Here is a 16,964-nt window from a genome sequence, read left to right as displayed (position 1 = left end):
CGCGGCGAGCGAAAGCGCCGCGCCGCAATACGTGCGGCAGCTTAGCCGCCGCACGCATCATAACGCCAGCACCCGCAGGGAGCTGGCGGGCCCGCGCCCCTTGCGCAGCCGGGGTCGCACTGCCTACGGCGGCTGTAAGCAACAGCCGCCCCTGCAGATACGCCAGTTGTGCCGCCTGGCGCCAGCAACCCCCTAGCTCTGGCAATTCTTCTGCCAGCAGCGCTTCTACTTCCGGCTCCAATAAAGAGCGCCCGGCCACAGCCCGCAATAATTGTTCTGAATCCGATTCTAGTAATCCAGATTCAAAATCCTCTTTTTCACACCAATCGTATCTTTCGTTCTTCTTATTGTCCTGATCTATTCCGAAACTTGATTCATTAGGCTTCCATATGAATATTCCATCATTCAACCACTGAGCCTCCCACAGTCCCCCTGCCTCTTTCTCCTCTCTCAACTCAGCCTCAAGCATACTATTAATATATTGCCCCCACTCCTTAATCCCCCAGGTGCTCATTGCGCTTCTTTGTTTAAAGTTGTCCCGGAGCTTCACAGCCCACCCTAGCGGTAACGCAGAAGAAAGCAGAACCAAACTATTCGCCGCTAAGGAACTCCCAGCTTTCTTCTCCGGTCTAGCTACAGACCACCACCATCTATCCACGCTAAGATCTAATGAAATTCCAACCCTCCAGCTCCCCTTGCATTCCACAGCATATACAGCGACTTGCATAAAATCCCTCCTACCTTTCGCTTGTACTTAGCAACTCCATATTTGATCCCAAATTCACGACTCCGTCTCCCCAAATGCAAAAAGCACACTCCCCCAGTTCTTGGAGAGTGTGCTTCACCCGTTACTTACATATTTACTTAAGATCTGTTGCGCTTTGATTCGCATCCCCTACTTCCTGCCATCCCCATAAAAGGCAGCGATACAGACTGCCCTGACAGCCGCAAGTCTACTACAATTCCTTCATGCTGCAATTCTTCACTCATCTGAAGAGAGTACATAGATGTTGCAAGATCGATAGAGCAGCCGCTAGCGGCCATTTTGGAAACTATCCCAAGTGTTCCATCGCTCGAACCATCATCCATGAACGTTACTCGCAATCGTTTTCCGGTTAGAAGAGCTTGAAATGTCAGTGCCCGAATGTACCATTCCACAACAGATTCATGATTGCGGGTAATAAAAATATAATGAATCCATTTTCCGGACTGCGGTGTTTTACGCACCTTCTGCCGGTTATGCAACATATGAATCATCACTGCAGCGGATACATAAACAACCGCAATCCATATCAACTGGGCTACCATGGAGATGCACCTCCTCTGTATACCAACACTATATGCCGGCATTAAAAGGTCGGTGACTGCCTAGAACACCCATCAGGGAAGCAAGCTGTGTCTACTTAATTTCTTTCCTATATGTAACGTATTACCGTGAAGCTTCTACAAGGTTACCCAGCCATATTTAATCGAATTAATAACGGCTTGAGTCCGATCATCCACTTCCATTTTTTGCAAAATACTGCTAACATGGTTTTTAACTGTTTTTTCACTAATGAATAAATATTCACCAATCATTTTGTTGCTCTTACCTTCAGCCATTAGACGCAGCACTTCTGCTTCACGACGGGTCAGAGGATTGTTGTCGCCAGCAATAAATTTAACACCAGCTTCCTTCACCACTGTATCTGTAGTTACACCAGTCTCGTTAAGGTAAGTCATACGCCGCAATTGATTGATAAGCTTTCCAGTAACCTTTGGATGGATAAAGGCATGTCCTTCACAGACCGAACGAATGGCATTAATAAGGGATTCGGCCTCCATATCCTTCAATAAATAACCATTGGCGCCCTTACGAAGGGTCTCAAATACATAACTCTCATCATCATGAATGGATAAAATAATTACCTTAACCTCCGGGAACATTTCCCGAAGTTTTTGAGTGGCTTCTACGCCATTCTCAACAGGCATATTGATGTCCATCAATACGATGTCCGGTTTAGTACCGTTACAAAACTCTAATACCTGAATACCGTCGCCGCACTCCCCTATGACCTCGATATCCTCCTCCATATTCAAAATGCGTTTCAGCCCTTCACGAAAAAGCTGATGATCATCCGCCAAAAGAACCTTAATGGGCGTTTTACTAGAGTTTAAGTTCTCCATCACACTACTCCTTCCCCTTCTCCACATTCGTCGGAATATGGATCACGATTGTTGTCCCCTGATTCTCGGCTGATACAATTTCCATTCTTCCTTCAAGCAGTTCTACACGTTCCCGCATACCTACTAGCCCGAAGCTTTCCCGATTACCTTGCTGATTTTTTAACTTTTGTACATTAAAGCCTAATCCGTTATCTTTAATCACAATCTTAATTAACTGCGCTTGGTATGTAATCTCCACCAATACGAAGCTTGGGTAGGCATGTTTTGCTGCATTAGACAATGCTTCCTGAACCAGACGGTATACCGCCGCCTCCATCGCTGAAGATAGTCGGTGTTCCTGTCCCCGGGTTTCCAAAGTCGTCCGCAGTTTCGTCTTCTCTTCAAAATCATGCACATATTTCCGCAAAGTCGGAATCAAGCCCAAATCATCGAGAGCCATCGGTCGTAAATTAAAAATAACCTTACGCATTTCTTCCAGGCTGTTACGAACCTGCCCTTTTAAATCTACTACTTCGTCCTGCACCAGCCCAAATTCCTGCTTTACCAGCATTCTTTCTACAATTTCCGTCCTAAGGACTAGATTTGCCAGCATTTGAGCGGGACCATCATGAATTTCCCGGGCAATTCTCTTCCGTTCTTCTTCTTGAGCCAGGATAATTTTGAGTCCGATCATCTGTCTGTTCTTCGCAGATTCGACAATTCTCGTCACTTGGCCTAGTTCTCCCGACAAATATTCGAGCACTACGCTCATTTGCGAACCAATTGACTCTGCACGCTCTACAGAATTTTCGACACTGCGCACTCGCATTTGTAATTCATCACGTCTGCTTCGAAGATAGACCTCTCGCTCACGCGTCATCATGAGTTCGAGCTGAAGCTCCGTAGCCTTCTCATAAGCAATACGGATATCCTTCTCTGAGTAGCGGACAAAGTCCCGGCTGACCTCTGTCAGCCGGATTCTGGAGCGGTGATACTGCAGCTCCAGCTTGTCTACCTTTTTCAACGTTTCATCCGTTTCGTCCATGACCCGCTGCAGTTCCTTGTTGAGTGCAGCAAGTTCATCACGTGCAACCTGCAATATTTCAAAAATCTGATACTTGCTGCTCTCCATCACGTCGATGGTATTTTTAATAACGCGATCAATCGCATCGGCTTGAAATTCCACGGATGCTTGCCCCTTTTCTATCGGATCGTATTAAGGTTTTCCTTATATATTAACATATCACGATTCGATAGTTACGGTCTTCGTTTTCTGTTCCCATTTTACAGTTAATCCTAACTGTTCAGAAACTAGTCTCAGAGGTACTAAAGTCCTACCCTGTAAAATAATAGGTGCTACTTCAGCACTTTGTCGCTTACCATTTAACAGGTATTCCTTTTTATTTACCGTCAGATCCAGTGCCTTGGCTCCACGCAACACCATGATCTTCTTATTCACCTGATCCCAGGTAGCATTCCCTCCAAAAGCATCCAGCACATAACGGATCGGCACATAAGTACTGCCGTCTTTCACAATTGGAGCTACATCAATAGCCTTCTTATTTCCGTTTACGGTCATTGCTTTGGAGCCGATGCTCATCGAAGCTGTACCCTTTGGTAACCCTGCATCACTGGAAAGTGAAGGCATTGTGAAGGTGATATTATCAAAAGCAACGTTACCTGTCTTCGCCCGTTCATCTTGGCCTTCCTCTACGTTGACTACATAAAGTCTCTTCAGCGTAGCCGGGAATTTAATCCCTGATCCTGACAAGTCGATGTTTATGTTCTTCCAACCGTTCCAATCGATAATCTTCGCAAGATCTACATAGGCTGTAGCTCCACTATTGTCGACAAACTCAGCACGCAGCCAGTTTAAGCTCATATCGCCCATCACATCAACTGACATCGAAGTTGCAAGCGCTGGAACGGCTTTTCCACTTGTGCCGTTAAGTTGAGCATAAGCGTACATTTTACCGCTGCCAGCCGTCATATCATAACTGAGTGACAGCACCTTGGAGCCTACTCTTTCAGCCGAGCCGTCTACTATTGTTGCAGTCCCCTGTACCGCTGGCACATTGGTAGTAAAGTTAACTGGATAACTTACCTTCTCGAAATCTTCCCATGTTGTAGCTGCTGCTGTCGATAATACAACCGCTGTGCTAAATCCATCATAACGAGCAATAGCGTAACCTGTAGTAACCCCTGCATCCACAGAGTTTACAGTAAGCTTGCCATTTTGCACGACTCCCTTAAAGCCTACAAACTCCCACTTCAGCGCTGAATCTGGAACGCTTATGGTTGCTCCACTCTTCGTAGAGGCCTTTACAGGGACAGATACAGTTGTCCCAGCTGTCAGTGGCGCTGTAGCAGTGCCTACACTCATGCTGGATAGATCATCTCCACCCAAGACTGTAAGGGTTGTAGAAGCGCTTGCTACGCCGCTTTTAGCCGTTAAGGTAACGGTGCCTGGCTTCACTGCCGTTACTTCTCCTGCACTTACAGTTGCGCTTCCTCCGCTTGATGTCCAAGTAGGATTGCCTGCTGCTACATCTATAGGGTTATAGTAAGTGTCATAACCTTTTAACGAATAAGTAGCCTTTTGTCCAACTAATAGCGAAGTGCTTCCGCTAATTTTAATTCCTTTTACTTCACCTTGTGGTGCGTTAGTATAAACACCAAGCGCGTTAACAATGCTGCGCTGCTCTGTGCCATACTCTGTATTAAAGGTTAGTGTGGCTGAGCTTTCACCAAGAGGCCGGTCTACCATCGTTGTAGAGCCGCCTCCGTCTAAGTTAAGCCCTTTCCAGACTCCAATATTGGTCATAAAAGATTGCAGCTCGGTCAATGACATTCCGGAGCTATTGCCATTTTTTTCAGTAGCTATAATATAAACATAACGTCCATCCTGAGAGTATCCTAAAGCCGTACGTGCACGATAACCGCCAATGCTGCTAGTCGAGCGAGAGAACGTTGCAGCTTTTCCGTTATTTACAAGAATCGTATGTCCACCAATCATTGTTTGCAGATTAGCAGGATCTAGCGATTGCTGCGTAGTCTTGGATTTCAGGGAGTACACACTTGTTACCGGTTGTCCTACAGTCAGATGGGCAGTAACATACCGTGCGGCTAAGCCATGGGCCCGCAAAATATAAGCTCCCTTTGGAACCGCTGTAGGAAGCGCAGCATTTTCAGATATTTGAGTAACTACGCCGTTCTCAACGAGCACCTCTGTCGGTGTGGTTGAGCTGTTTTTGGGACGATCGAGTGCGGTCCATACATCCGTATAGATATACATTGCATTAGCATGGCTATAAGTAGAGCTTCCACCTTCAGGACTATAAGCACCTTTATTGATACCAGATATCTCAAACTGTGCGCCGTCAGGTGCGGTTATCATTCCTTCAAAGCTGAACTCATCAATAAGAGGCTTGCGGTCCTTAGTCACTGCAAAGGCATACATTCCATCCAATTGCGAAGGGGTGGATACCAATACTCCACTGGATACTTGTCCACCAATCGGAGCGCCTTCCCCGCCTGTATTAAAATAATCTCCGTTTACTGCAGCCACGGCTCCAGTTTCCTTAGCCATCCCGCCAGTACTTTGACGTGTTGTCAGGTTTCCACCTTTACCTGTCATAACATCTAATGAAACATATGGATTGTTGAGGTCAACGCGAATAACATCCGCCAAGCCAGAAGCACTCGCTCCTGAACGTGTAGCCGTATATTTGTATTTCATCATAATGGCGCCCGAAGTAATTACTTCTTCTCCCAGCTTGCTTACTTTAAAATTAGATGTGGCTGCGGCAGCAATTGGTGTGGAACTATGACCAAACATAGCTAAGCCTTCACTGCCAATTACCGGCATAATCCACAACACACCTGCTAATGAAGCGGCAACCCATTTTTTAGTAGATGATAATTTTATTCCCCGAACAACTTCTCTACTCTTCTTCTCCATGAAAACTTCATTCATTTCGACGTAACTCTCCCATCTCTTTTTTACTCTTCAAGTCCGTTATCAAAAGTCTGGAAACTGGTTCCTATTTTTCTAGTACTCTTTTAATAGACTGAAAAAAAGCGAAAAAGTTGCGAAATTGAGAGATTTCAAGCTTTATAGAGTCTCGTAACACAAACTATTAACATAAAAAAAAGCCCAGCAGAATGCCAGGCTTTACCAATCTATTTATTCTACAAATAATCTGTTTGCTTCAGCATCCGATGCAACATCACAGCAGCTTGTGCACGAGTGGCATTACCCTGAGGTTGGAACTCACTTGTGGTCATTCCCAAAATAATCCCAGATTGCACAGCTTTAGCTACGAATTCTGCACTTTGATTCTGAATTTTGGACTTATCCTTAAAGCGAGCCAGTGTTGAGGCAGAAGTGCCGCTTAAAGTAATAGGATGTTTGGTGTATTCCATTGCCCGAATCATCATGATTGCCATCTGCTCTCGAGTGATATTATCATTAGGCCGGAAGGAGCCATCCGTGTTCCCTGTAATAATACCAGCCTTGGCTGCTGCACCAATATAGTCTCCAGTTTGTGTGGAAGGCTGCACATCCCGGAAGCGCTGTGCGGTCTCGCGATCGCCTAGCAAACCAAGTCCCCGGCTAAGCATTACTGCAAACTCTGCACGGGTAATCTTTTTTTCTGGACTAAATGTAGTCCCGTAACTGCTATCGATGATAGTCTTTGCACTAAGCTCAGCTACGATCGAATTACTCCAATGCTTACTCATATCTGAGAAGGCCCGGGTTGATATAAAGGTTCCTAACACCTGATTACCCTCCGTACGAGCACGAATAATCGTATAGCTACCTACCGTACTTACTTTTGTTGGCAGATAAGCTGCATCGTAATAGGAAAGATCCAGTCTAGCAGCAGATGTCTGCGCATTGTTCAATGAAGAAGTTGTACGCACAGTGTATTCTCCAGGTACCGATAATGCCTTAGCATTAGAATAATTGCTGCTTACTATCGCAGTCACCCGGACATCCATAAGACTAGTAACGCTCTGCATCCCCATAGTTTTTAGCTTTTGCTCAAATGGGGAGAACGTACCTGCCGGAACCTTTTCTAAGCGGAACACCAGCGAGATATTTTTACTGTCTGCAATCAAGCTAGTCGCTAATCCGTTCATATCGATATCGTCTAGTCCTACGCTATATAAGTGATCGCCATAACGTATCATAAATTTTGTGGTTTTACTGCGATTTACAGCATCAAGCAAAGGCTTTAAAGGAACAGTCACATAGGCCGATTGTTCTGTAGCAGGCACCTCAAAAGCTAATGTATCACTACTTGCCTTATACAGATATTCATAACTGGCCGTCAGGCGATCTGTGTTTAAGGTATATCTTTTTACAGATTGATTGTATAACGAACGGTCATCCACGATTTGTGAAGAGTCACTCTTCAGCAGCGCGTATTCTTTTCCAAACTCACTTGTTGCAAGCGTCCCTAGATAGGATGGACGATTTCCCGTTCCGGTGCTCACGCCGGTTAGGTTCTTAACAGAGAGAGAAGAGAATGAGGACAGTACATTACCGTTCAGATCCTTGATCGTACCTGAACCTGACATATAGGACAAATCGATAGTTTGCCCGGTCTTTACTACTGAGGATGTTGTTATTTTCAAAATATCCCCTGACAAAGTGTAGTTTTGCACACCCATACTGCTTCCATCTGCTCTAACTCCGAACTGATTAGCATAGAGGGAACCAGATGCCTGCATGTTTTTACTGAATGTAACCGTAAGCTCGTCGCCATTGATGGTGGCAGAACTAATCTCAGGTATGCTAGTGCCGCTATTTTCCGAGATGGACACAGGCTGCAGGTTAATATAAGCTGCACGGTTTCCATTTAAATCGCTTATTCCGGTAGTCCCCGGAACATAGGATACAGTAACATTCTGATTCACCGTCAAAGCACTCTGGAGCGTTAGCGTGACCTGTGAGCCACTGACTGATACATTCGTAACATAGTTAGGAGTGCTGCCAACAAGCACAGAGAACTGGCTGTTCATCGGGAGGTTTGTCGTTGACAAGCCTTCATTGTAATTCAGAAGGATTTTATTGCCACCTCCGGTTGCACTTTGGAACACGGGTGGAATTGTATCGTTGCTGTTGCGAATGTAGAAATCTGTGAAATCCGCAATATTTTGTCCAAAAGAATTCTGCAAAGGATAAGAGCCTGCATAATAGGAGACACGAACGGTCTGGCCATTAGAAGCATCGCTATTTAACCCTAAATATACAGTGTTCCCGCTGGAGCTTATGGAGTTGACCCCTAGGGATCCCCCATCTGAAGTCACTAGAAACTGACTATGTGCGTAAGAGGAAACTGCCTTTAAGGAGTCATTGAAATTCAACGCTACAGTTCTACCCGTGATCCGTCCATCTTTGGGTGTAGGCATGGAGGACTCGATAGTGTTAGTAACCTGCTTTGAGCTAAAGGTGCTGGCTGCATTTCCGCTTGGATCTTGAATGGTCCGCAGGCCACCTGTATAGCTAACCTTCACGTTCTGTCCAACCGCTACCCCTGTACTGAGTAACACATAGGCGCTGTCTCCCTGGATATAGACACTTTCAATTGTACGATTCTCATCATTCACCGTAGCACCAAAGCTGGAGATCAACAGTGCAATGGAAGAGTTGAGGCTCTCATTGTATTTTAAACGAATGGTCCGATTGTTCTCGAGTGATGCAGATGTGAGCTGTGGAGCTGTTTTGTCCTGAGACAAGGTCCGGAAGCTCCATGAATTTTTTCCGCTTAGTCCATCATAGATAACATTAGCATCAATAGCGTCTACAAAAGCTCCTTTAGCAATATCAATATAATAGGTTGAGTCGCTATCTAAAGCTGTTTTAGGTGTAATTACATATTCGTTTGCAGCAGTTGTACTCCGGTTAACAGTAACCGGAACCTGTGCGCCGCCACTTTTATAAAGTGCTACGCCATTTTCCACAGCACTGTTATAATTCACATTACGATTGAATGTGACAGAAAATGATCTGTTGTTAGCTATGGATTCACTCCGGTCAGCCGGATTTAGCGCGCTTACGTTAAGTCCTGTCAAAGAAGCCGTTGTAAATGTCCAGGTATACGCACCCGAAGCCGGAAATACATTTCCGTCTTGATCGTAAAAAGCTCCCTGCGGTATCGTCACCGTATACTGCGTACTGTTTAGCAAGGGTGATGCTGCTGATGCTGGAAGCAATGTTATAGTTCTGCTGCTTCCTCCTGTAACGGCTGGGGAGTTTACATTAAGCCATCTCGTTCTAGCATCGTTAGCTGCACCTGGAGATACTGTTATGGTTCCAGCTGCAGGCATCATAGGACGATCAAATGTAAGTTGTAGGGCTCCAGTGGTAGATACCCCACCTGATCCGTTTGCCGGTGCAGGAGTCACTGGAATCTCTGCCACACCTTTAGTAGAGAAGCTCCATACATCACCGCTTGAAATCCCGGAATACGTTCGATTATCAACATCCTTAAAAGCATAAGAATCTATAAGAACATAATAGTTACTTCCGGAGGCCAATGTTTTATCCAATGTTAGTTTAACTGTAGTAGAGTTAGCATCAGTCTGAACGTTGACTCTAGTATCATCATCCTTAATTTTGAACTCTTGAACGGTTGCATTATCTGCAGACGACAAAATTCGAATGGAACCTCCACCTTTTATCAGGTTTTTATTTAAGGTTAGACTTAGCTCCTTAAGGGCTCCTGCATCCACTCTTGTATTATTAGCAGGTGAAAAGTTGCCTGCCGTAATCGCTGTATTACTCTCAGGCGCAGTAGTAAATGCCCATGAAGTAACACCTGACTCATTACCATCATTATCCTTGAACAACCCCTTAGGGATTGTCACTGTATAAGTCTTGTTTGAAGTAAACTGTTGATTTAGCTTAAGCTCGTAATCTTTTGAACTACCAATTAGACCATAGCTACCAATAGGAATCGTTAAAAAAGGTGAGCTATCACCTTGACCCGTAATAGTAATTTCACCTGACTGCGGGTTTACTTGACGATCAAAGCTCAGTCTAAGGGATGATCCTATACTTACATAACTTGCTCCAGGCGCTGGTGAGACTGTTATACCAAACTCTGATGCAGCGTACACTGCTGAATTCCCTATTCCAATAGCAGGATAACCCGAACCAAGTACTAACTCTCCCGCTAGAATAAGTGCCGTCCATATTGAAATTTTTCTTTTCATTCCGTGATAGACTCCTCTCAAGCCATACTATCGTCTTTATGTATATTCTTATATTTCGGCTAAAAGGCTGGCAAAGTTTAGTAGTCTACTTCTCTATGGTTAGATTCACTAGCCTTGCTCGTTTTCGCACGCAAAATAACCCGCAGAGTTGACACCATGGCCAACTTGCGGGCTAACATATTATAAGACCGTATGATAAATTACAACCCTGCTTGATCTCTTAGCAATTCTGCTTTATCTACGCGTTCCCATGGAAGATCAACATCAGTACGTCCGAAATGACCGTAAGCTGCAGTTTGTCTGTAAATCGGTTTACGCAAATCAAGCATAGAAATGATGCCCGCAGGGCGAAGATCAAAGTTGTTGCTGATCAGTTGGACCATTTTCTCTTCACTGATTTTACCTGTTCCGTATGTATCCACATTTATCGAGACAGGAGTAGCTACACCGATGGCATAGGCAAGTTGGATCTCACATTTGTCGGCCAAACCAGCAGCTACAAGATTCTTAGCTACATAACGAGCCGCGTAAGCCGCAGAACGGTCCACTTTAGTTGGATCCTTACCTGAGAATGCTCCGCCGCCATGACGAGCATAACCGCCGTATGTATCGACGATAATCTTACGGCCAGTTAGACCAGCATCCCCTTGAGGGCCACCAATAACAAAACGTCCGGTTGGGTTAATAAAGTATTTGGTTTCTGCATCAAGCAGTTCCGCAGGAACAACAGGCAAAATAACATGTTCTTTAATATCCGCCTGAATTTGTTCAAGAGAAATTTCCTCTGCATGTTGTGTAGATACTACGATAGCGTCTACGCGTACAGGTTTTTCATCTTGATACTCAATCGTAACTTGTGTTTTGCCGTCTGGACGAAGATAGTCTAAGGTTCCGTTCTTACGAACTTCAGATAAACGACGTGCAATACGATGTGATAAAGCAATCGGCAGTGGCATCAGTTCAGGTGTCTCGTTCGTAGCAAAACCAAACATGAGCCCTTGATCGCCTGCACCAATATTAGCTGTTTCTTCAGCTACTTGAGCAGGATCACGGTGTTCTAAAGCAGAGTTAACACCTTGGGCAATATCAGCGGACTGCTCGTTAAGAGAACTCAACACAGCACATGTATTATAGTCGAAACCATATTTTGCACGTGTGTATCCAATTTCTTTGATGGTATTGCGTACGATGGCAGGAATATCAACATACTCTGATTTGGTACTGATTTCCCCGATCACCAGTACAAGACCTGTTGCTACTGCTACTTCGCAGGCTACACGTGCATTAGGATCATTAACTAAAAATGCATCCAATACCGCGTCGGAAATCTGGTCACAGATTTTATCCGGATGCCCTTCCGTAACGGACTCAGAAGTAAACAAATGACGCCCTTTAATAGACAAGTATAACAACCTCCCATATGGTTAGTCTGACACTGTATAAGGGATTCCTTAATGATAACAGGCCAAATAATAAAACTAAATAATATAAATAATTCAGGTTTGCCTGATTTCTTTTTATGAAGGATTTTTGCAAAATTTAATGCCTACATTCACTAAACTCTTCAAAAAAATGAACCTTTTCCATATGGAAAAGGTCTAAGGCTTTCCTCAAAAGTCATATTATCTTATTTAGGGGGTGGTGTCAATTAAACACAGAACCCCCCGTGAGAGTATGAATATTGATTTCACGCTATAAAAAAGCAATATCAGACAAGGAATAAGGCCATCCTAACCCCTGATATTATTGAAAAAGAGACTGTTCAGCTTGCTTAATGAGTCTCTTCGTAATTTCTCCTCCAACAGACCCATTATCCCTTGAACTTAGATGCCCAAGGTACTGACTACGGCCAGAACCACTACCTCCGACTGCTCCTAACTCAGAAGCAAACTCCGTGTCTGCCCCGCCTCCATAATGAGCCCCATATAAACCAAATTCAGCTGCAATTTCATATTGCATTTGTTTCAGCATTGTCCGACTTTCAGGTACGACTGTACGATTATTACGTGCCATGTTACAGCACCTCCTGTGAATTTGTAAGATTACAGGAATATTGTGCGTCCATCACTTAATCTTCAATCGCGCCAATGATTTGTAACTTTGGAAAACAGTTTGAAGGTATGATTAAGTCCGTTTACGGGCATTATGAATATATATCATTACACATTATTTCAAGGTATATCCACCACGAACCATCACAACAAGACCAAGCGTTTGACCCTCTTGAACAGCTATTCCACGACCATCACGAGGGAAGGACAATAAGTGGTTAGATGGTGCAGCTAGTCCGTTTGTAAGATCTTTACCGTCTGTTAAATCGGCCACACCATTGGCATCTTGTGAAACGATTACTGCTTTACCCGCGCGAACGATAAATTCAGCGCCTGCAGAAGCAATTAAAGTTTGGCCGGGCTTCACATCAACAATCACAGATTCATTACTGCTATTTTGACCAGGCGTAGCTACTGGCGCTGTGGTTGCACTAGGCGCAGGTGTAGCACTCGCTACCGGAGTCGTCACTGTACCACCTGATAGTGCTTTCTGAATTTGCTGATCTACGTAGCTTTTCGTAACTACAGGATCATCCGTTGTGCCAGGCTGAGAACCAACACCAGCACCTTCAGCAGTAATGTTTAGCAGAGATCCAGCCCATACACCACCAGCCAGCAATACGGCTGCGGTTGTTACTTTCCATACCGATTTCAAAGAAGTTCCTCCTCATTATTGGGGATAAAAACCTATAAAAAAAGAATAGCCTCCGAAGAGGCTATTCTGTGCTTCGGTAATCGGAGATTACTTAGCGGAGATTTCTGTTTCGTCAGTGATGAGGTTACCATCTTTATCGTGTACTTTTGCGTTCTTAGCAATCTTAACGATAATTCTGTTAACATCATTGGAGTTCAGATCCAACTCATCTTCAAGAGCTGCTTTGGAATCAACAGCTTTCTTGGAGAAAGTAACAGACCATTTACCTTTATCAGATCCGTTAACAATCTTAGTTACTGTGTAGTAAGCCTGACTAAGAATGTTGGTATCTTTTACATCATTGTTGATGTAGAATTCCAGATCTTGTTTGTCCAGATCTACTACTTCTTTAGAGAATCCAAGGATCAGCTCATAAGAGTTGCCGCTGGAAACTACTGCGGAAGTCAGAAGTGGGCTAACTCTGCTAGTCAATGTACCTTTCGCGCTAACTGCTTCGATATAGTTACCAGCTACATCAGCAACGCCGTTAACAACGAATTTGTAATCAGTTTTAGTTTCACTGATAGAAGAACTTGGAATATGGATGATTGCACGAGCGTAAGTTGGTTTTTCTGCGTTACCCACTTGCAAATTACCATCTTTGTCAAGTGTTCTGATTGTTACAAAAGAACCGCTTGGCAAAGCTTTGTCATCCAATGTGTAGCTGTTAACATCCATTACAGATGCAACGTTAAGTCCGCTAGCATCTCTCAGGTCAACAGTGATAGTAGCATCGCCGTAAACGGAGTCAGATACTGTGCTGTCATTGAATTGGATGCCTTTGTTGAACAATACTGGAGCATCGCCATCAGTAGCTTCAGAACCGATAGTTACAGTCAGTACAGTTGCAGCAAGTTTATTAGCAGAGTAAGATTTGTCTCTGAAAAGTCCTTCTGGTAGACGTACTGTGTACTCACCAGGAGCTACATTAACAGAAGTCAATGTGAAAGTTTTACCGCTACCGGATACAGTATTAGCGATAGTTGTGGATTGACCAGTTTTGTTGTTGATCAAAGTCACATTACCAGTTCCTACAACAACTTCTTCAGAGAATTTCAATTGCAGACCTTTAACAGATCCAGAAGTTGAGTAAGTGATGCTAGTAACAGTAGGAGCTACTGTATCTTTAGTGAAAGTAATTGCTTGGCTTGAAGCAGTTCCCAATGTGTTACCCAATGTATCCTTAACAGTTGCTCCGAATACAACGGATCCAGTGAAAGTACCAGTGGATGGGAAGCTAGTCAAAGGACTTTGCAGGGTGAACTTCTTGCCGTTACCAGTAGTAACAACAGTAAATGTACCTTGGCTTTCTCCAACGGAGTTCAAGAGACGAACATTACCAACCAAAGATGCACGGTCAACGTTCTTGTCAAACTCAACTTCAACGAACTTGTCGCTAATTGGAGTTACGCTCTTGATTACAGGAGCAGCAACGTCAGAAACTACAGTTACAGTTGTTTTGATTGGGTTTGGATTAGCAACGTTACCTGCATAGTCAGTTACGTTAAGCAGGGATACATCATATGATTTACCACTTTCCAACGATACTCCACTCAATTTGAACTCAGTGTAAGTGTCATTTTGTACAGTCGCGGAAGCAGCAGAACCATTTACGTAAGCCACGATGCCAGTAGTTTTAACTGGTTCACTGAATGTTACGTATACGTCTTTAGTTGTTGCTTTAGCTGTAGAACTAATAGTAGCAACAGTTGGAGCTACAGTGTCAGCGATAGGAAGCAAAGTTGTGAATGCTGGAACAGCTTCACCAGCAGTTGTCTTCACAGCATCGTTCACAACAACTGTGTAGTTACCTTTAAGACCTTTAGTTCCTGGCACAGTAATAGTAGCTTCTGTGTTGTCAGCATTGAAGGTTACATAAGCGTTAGCCACTTCATCATCTTTGCTACCAACTTTAGTTACTTTTACAACACCGTCGATAACTTTGCTGGATTCAGCCAGTGTATCAACATCGATTGAACGGTTGAATTTGATTACTACTTGTTTAGCATTTGGAGCAGTTGCGGAAACAACCTTAGGAGCTGCCAAAGTTACTTTAGTAGTGTAATCATGATCGTTGTGTTTGAAGTTGATTGTAGTTTCAACTCCAGCTACAAGAGCAGTTGTCAATTCAACAGTTGTAGTAGTTTTGTCAGAGAAAGTTACAACTACTTTAGTTGGGCTTACTGCTTCAGCAGAAGCGATTGTAGCTGCTTGACCCAATTGATCAACAGCATATGCTGTTTCAACTACCAAAGAACGGCTAGCGTTAGCTTTGAAGTTAGTGTCTTTAGCAACCAAACCTGCGTCGATCACTGCTTGAGCGTAACCTTTAGCCCATGCGGATGCAGAGTTGTCAGTTGTAGTTGGTTGTTCCAGTTTCAAAGCGCGGAACAATACAGCCGCAACTTCTTCAACTGTTACTTTACCGTTGTAGTCAAAGATACCTTTAACAGTATCTTTACCTTGCATGTAGTTTACTGCAGTAACAGCTTCGATGTAAGGCACAGCCCAGTTCGATGCGTTGTAACCTTTGTCTTTGTAAGACAATTTGTTAGTTACTTCAGTAAGGTCGAACAATTTAGTAACGATCTTCGCGAACTCAGCACGAGTAAGATCTTTTTCAAGGTGAGCTTGACCATCTGGGTATCCGTTGAGAATACCTTTCGCTGCCAAAGCATCAAATTTTTGTTGCGGAGTTGTTGCTGCGTCACCAAACGCTACAGAGGCAAACATCGAGAATGCCATTGCTGTAGATAATGCTACGGATAAAATTTTCTTCATAACCTTTTTTTCTCCTCCTTGGACGTTCATAAACTGAGATTTTTCTTTAGTTGAGTAGCTCATGTCACTCATTAGCCGATGCACCCCCTTTCCCGAGTTGAGCAAATTAAGTATAAATAATGTCTGTGACGGGTATCACAGAAACTGGTAAACGATTTTAGGACATGACAATACTAGATTCCTAATTATACCTAAGTATTATACAATGTGCCTCAAGTCACGTAAAGCTAATTTTTCCATTTTGTTAAATTGGCTTTACCAGCGGTTAATTTCAGCCCCTGTGTAAATGACTCTACACCTTAAACGCAGAAGATTTGAAAAAGTTGCGGTTTCTCAAAAAAAATCTTCTTTTTTATATTTTCCGGTGTGATCCCATTAGAAGATACATATGTATGTTCTACTAACTATTGTTAATCATGGGTGCCTACGGAAAACAGTATATCATAGTCGCTTTCTAAACGTCATTATGCAATATTTACTAAGAATCATTAACACTTGTACTATTAATTTAAACATTCCTACAAAAAACAAAAAAAGCGCCGTTGCCGACGCTTGCTTCTATTACATTGTTTCTAACGAATCTTCATAGATAATTGGATCAATTCCTGACGCTTCTCAGGACTCGAGTTCACATTGTCATACATTGCATCAATAGCTGCGCGGTTCTCGCGGTAGCTCTTCTCATGCTTGATTGTAGTATGAGACCATTCGATCAGAGCATTCTCAGTAACAACAAGCTCGTTGTATGAATCGTGGAATCCTGTTGCTTGCACCAGTTCTTCCATGACCTCTTGAGTGATCTCCTGTAGTGCCCGTTTAGCTGCAATTTCCTTCTCCAACACTTTTGCTCTATTCTCAAACATATTCTTGGCTTTCATGTAATCCAACTGTGCTTTTGATAAAATCGGTTTCATCGATGGCTTTCACCTTTCAGAAAATAATATTTTCTACATTATTGTATCGTAAATCGGTGCAGATTACAAAATTTATGTCGCTGGTAATTGTTATCTTTACATCAAAACTCCGACCTACGAATACTTTTCGCAGGCCGGAGCACTTTTTTTTAT

Annotated in this window: 10 protein-coding genes and 1 pseudogene; all 11 read right to left on the bottom strand. The window is 43.6% G+C overall.

What is annotated here, in order from left to right; genetic code table 11:
* Nucleotides 1-727 (bottom strand): annotated as a pseudogene (locus tag MHH63_RS26130) (hypothetical protein); the annotation flags it as partial.
* Nucleotides 728-864: 137 nt separating this feature from the next.
* Nucleotides 865-1,308 (bottom strand): glycosyltransferase family A protein, encoded by a 444-nt coding sequence (locus tag MHH63_RS26125; protein ID WP_076123908.1) that lies wholly within the window; start codon nt 1,306-1,308, stop codon nt 865-867.
* A gap of 135 nt (nt 1,309-1,443) precedes the next feature.
* A complete protein-coding gene (locus MHH63_RS26120; RefSeq protein WP_036681509.1) occupies nt 1,444-2,166 on the bottom strand; it encodes a response regulator transcription factor in 723 nt (240 codons plus the stop codon).
* Nucleotides 2,167-2,170: 4 nt separating this feature from the next.
* A complete protein-coding gene (locus MHH63_RS26115) occupies nt 2,171-3,331 on the bottom strand; it encodes a sensor histidine kinase (RefSeq protein WP_036681511.1) in 1,161 nt (386 codons plus the stop codon).
* A gap of 57 nt (nt 3,332-3,388) precedes the next feature.
* The gene (locus MHH63_RS26110; protein WP_341172244.1) at nt 3,389-6,121 is read right to left on the bottom strand and encodes a stalk domain-containing protein; all 2,733 of its coding nucleotides are present in this window, start codon (nt 6,119-6,121) and stop codon (nt 3,389-3,391) included.
* A 215-nt stretch (nt 6,122-6,336) separates the two neighbouring features.
* A complete protein-coding gene (locus MHH63_RS26105; protein WP_341172243.1) occupies nt 6,337-10,371 on the bottom strand; it encodes an Ig-like domain-containing protein in 4,035 nt (1,344 codons plus the stop codon).
* A gap of 200 nt (nt 10,372-10,571) precedes the next feature.
* Nucleotides 10,572-11,774 carry a methionine adenosyltransferase gene (metK, locus tag MHH63_RS26100; RefSeq protein WP_036681514.1) on the bottom strand — a complete coding sequence of 401 codons (1,203 nt, stop codon included), beginning with the start codon at nt 11,772-11,774 and terminating at the stop codon, nt 10,572-10,574.
* Between the two features lie 340 nt (nt 11,775-12,114).
* Nucleotides 12,115-12,384, bottom strand: a complete 270-nt coding sequence (locus MHH63_RS26095; protein WP_036681516.1) for an alpha/beta-type small acid-soluble spore protein — start codon at nt 12,382-12,384, stop codon at nt 12,115-12,117.
* A gap of 153 nt (nt 12,385-12,537) precedes the next feature.
* Nucleotides 12,538-13,077, bottom strand: coding sequence for a hypothetical protein (locus MHH63_RS26090; RefSeq protein WP_076279128.1), 540 nt, complete (start codon nt 13,075-13,077; stop codon nt 12,538-12,540).
* A gap of 87 nt (nt 13,078-13,164) precedes the next feature.
* A complete protein-coding gene (locus MHH63_RS26085) occupies nt 13,165-15,927 on the bottom strand; it encodes an Ig-like domain-containing protein (RefSeq protein WP_341172242.1) in 2,763 nt (920 codons plus the stop codon).
* Nucleotides 15,928-16,469: 542 nt separating this feature from the next.
* Nucleotides 16,470-16,811, bottom strand: coding sequence for a hypothetical protein (locus MHH63_RS26080; protein ID WP_036681520.1), 342 nt, complete (start codon nt 16,809-16,811; stop codon nt 16,470-16,472).
* Between the last annotated feature and the right edge of the window lie 153 nt (nt 16,812-16,964).

Source organism: Paenibacillus sp. FSL H3-0310, from assembly GCF_038002785.1.
Classification (GTDB): Bacteria; Bacillota; Bacilli; order Paenibacillales; family Paenibacillaceae; genus Paenibacillus_AQ; species Paenibacillus_AQ odorifer.
The sequence above is the reverse complement of the archived record's forward strand: the minus strand, read 5'-3'. Positions and strand labels throughout refer to the sequence as shown.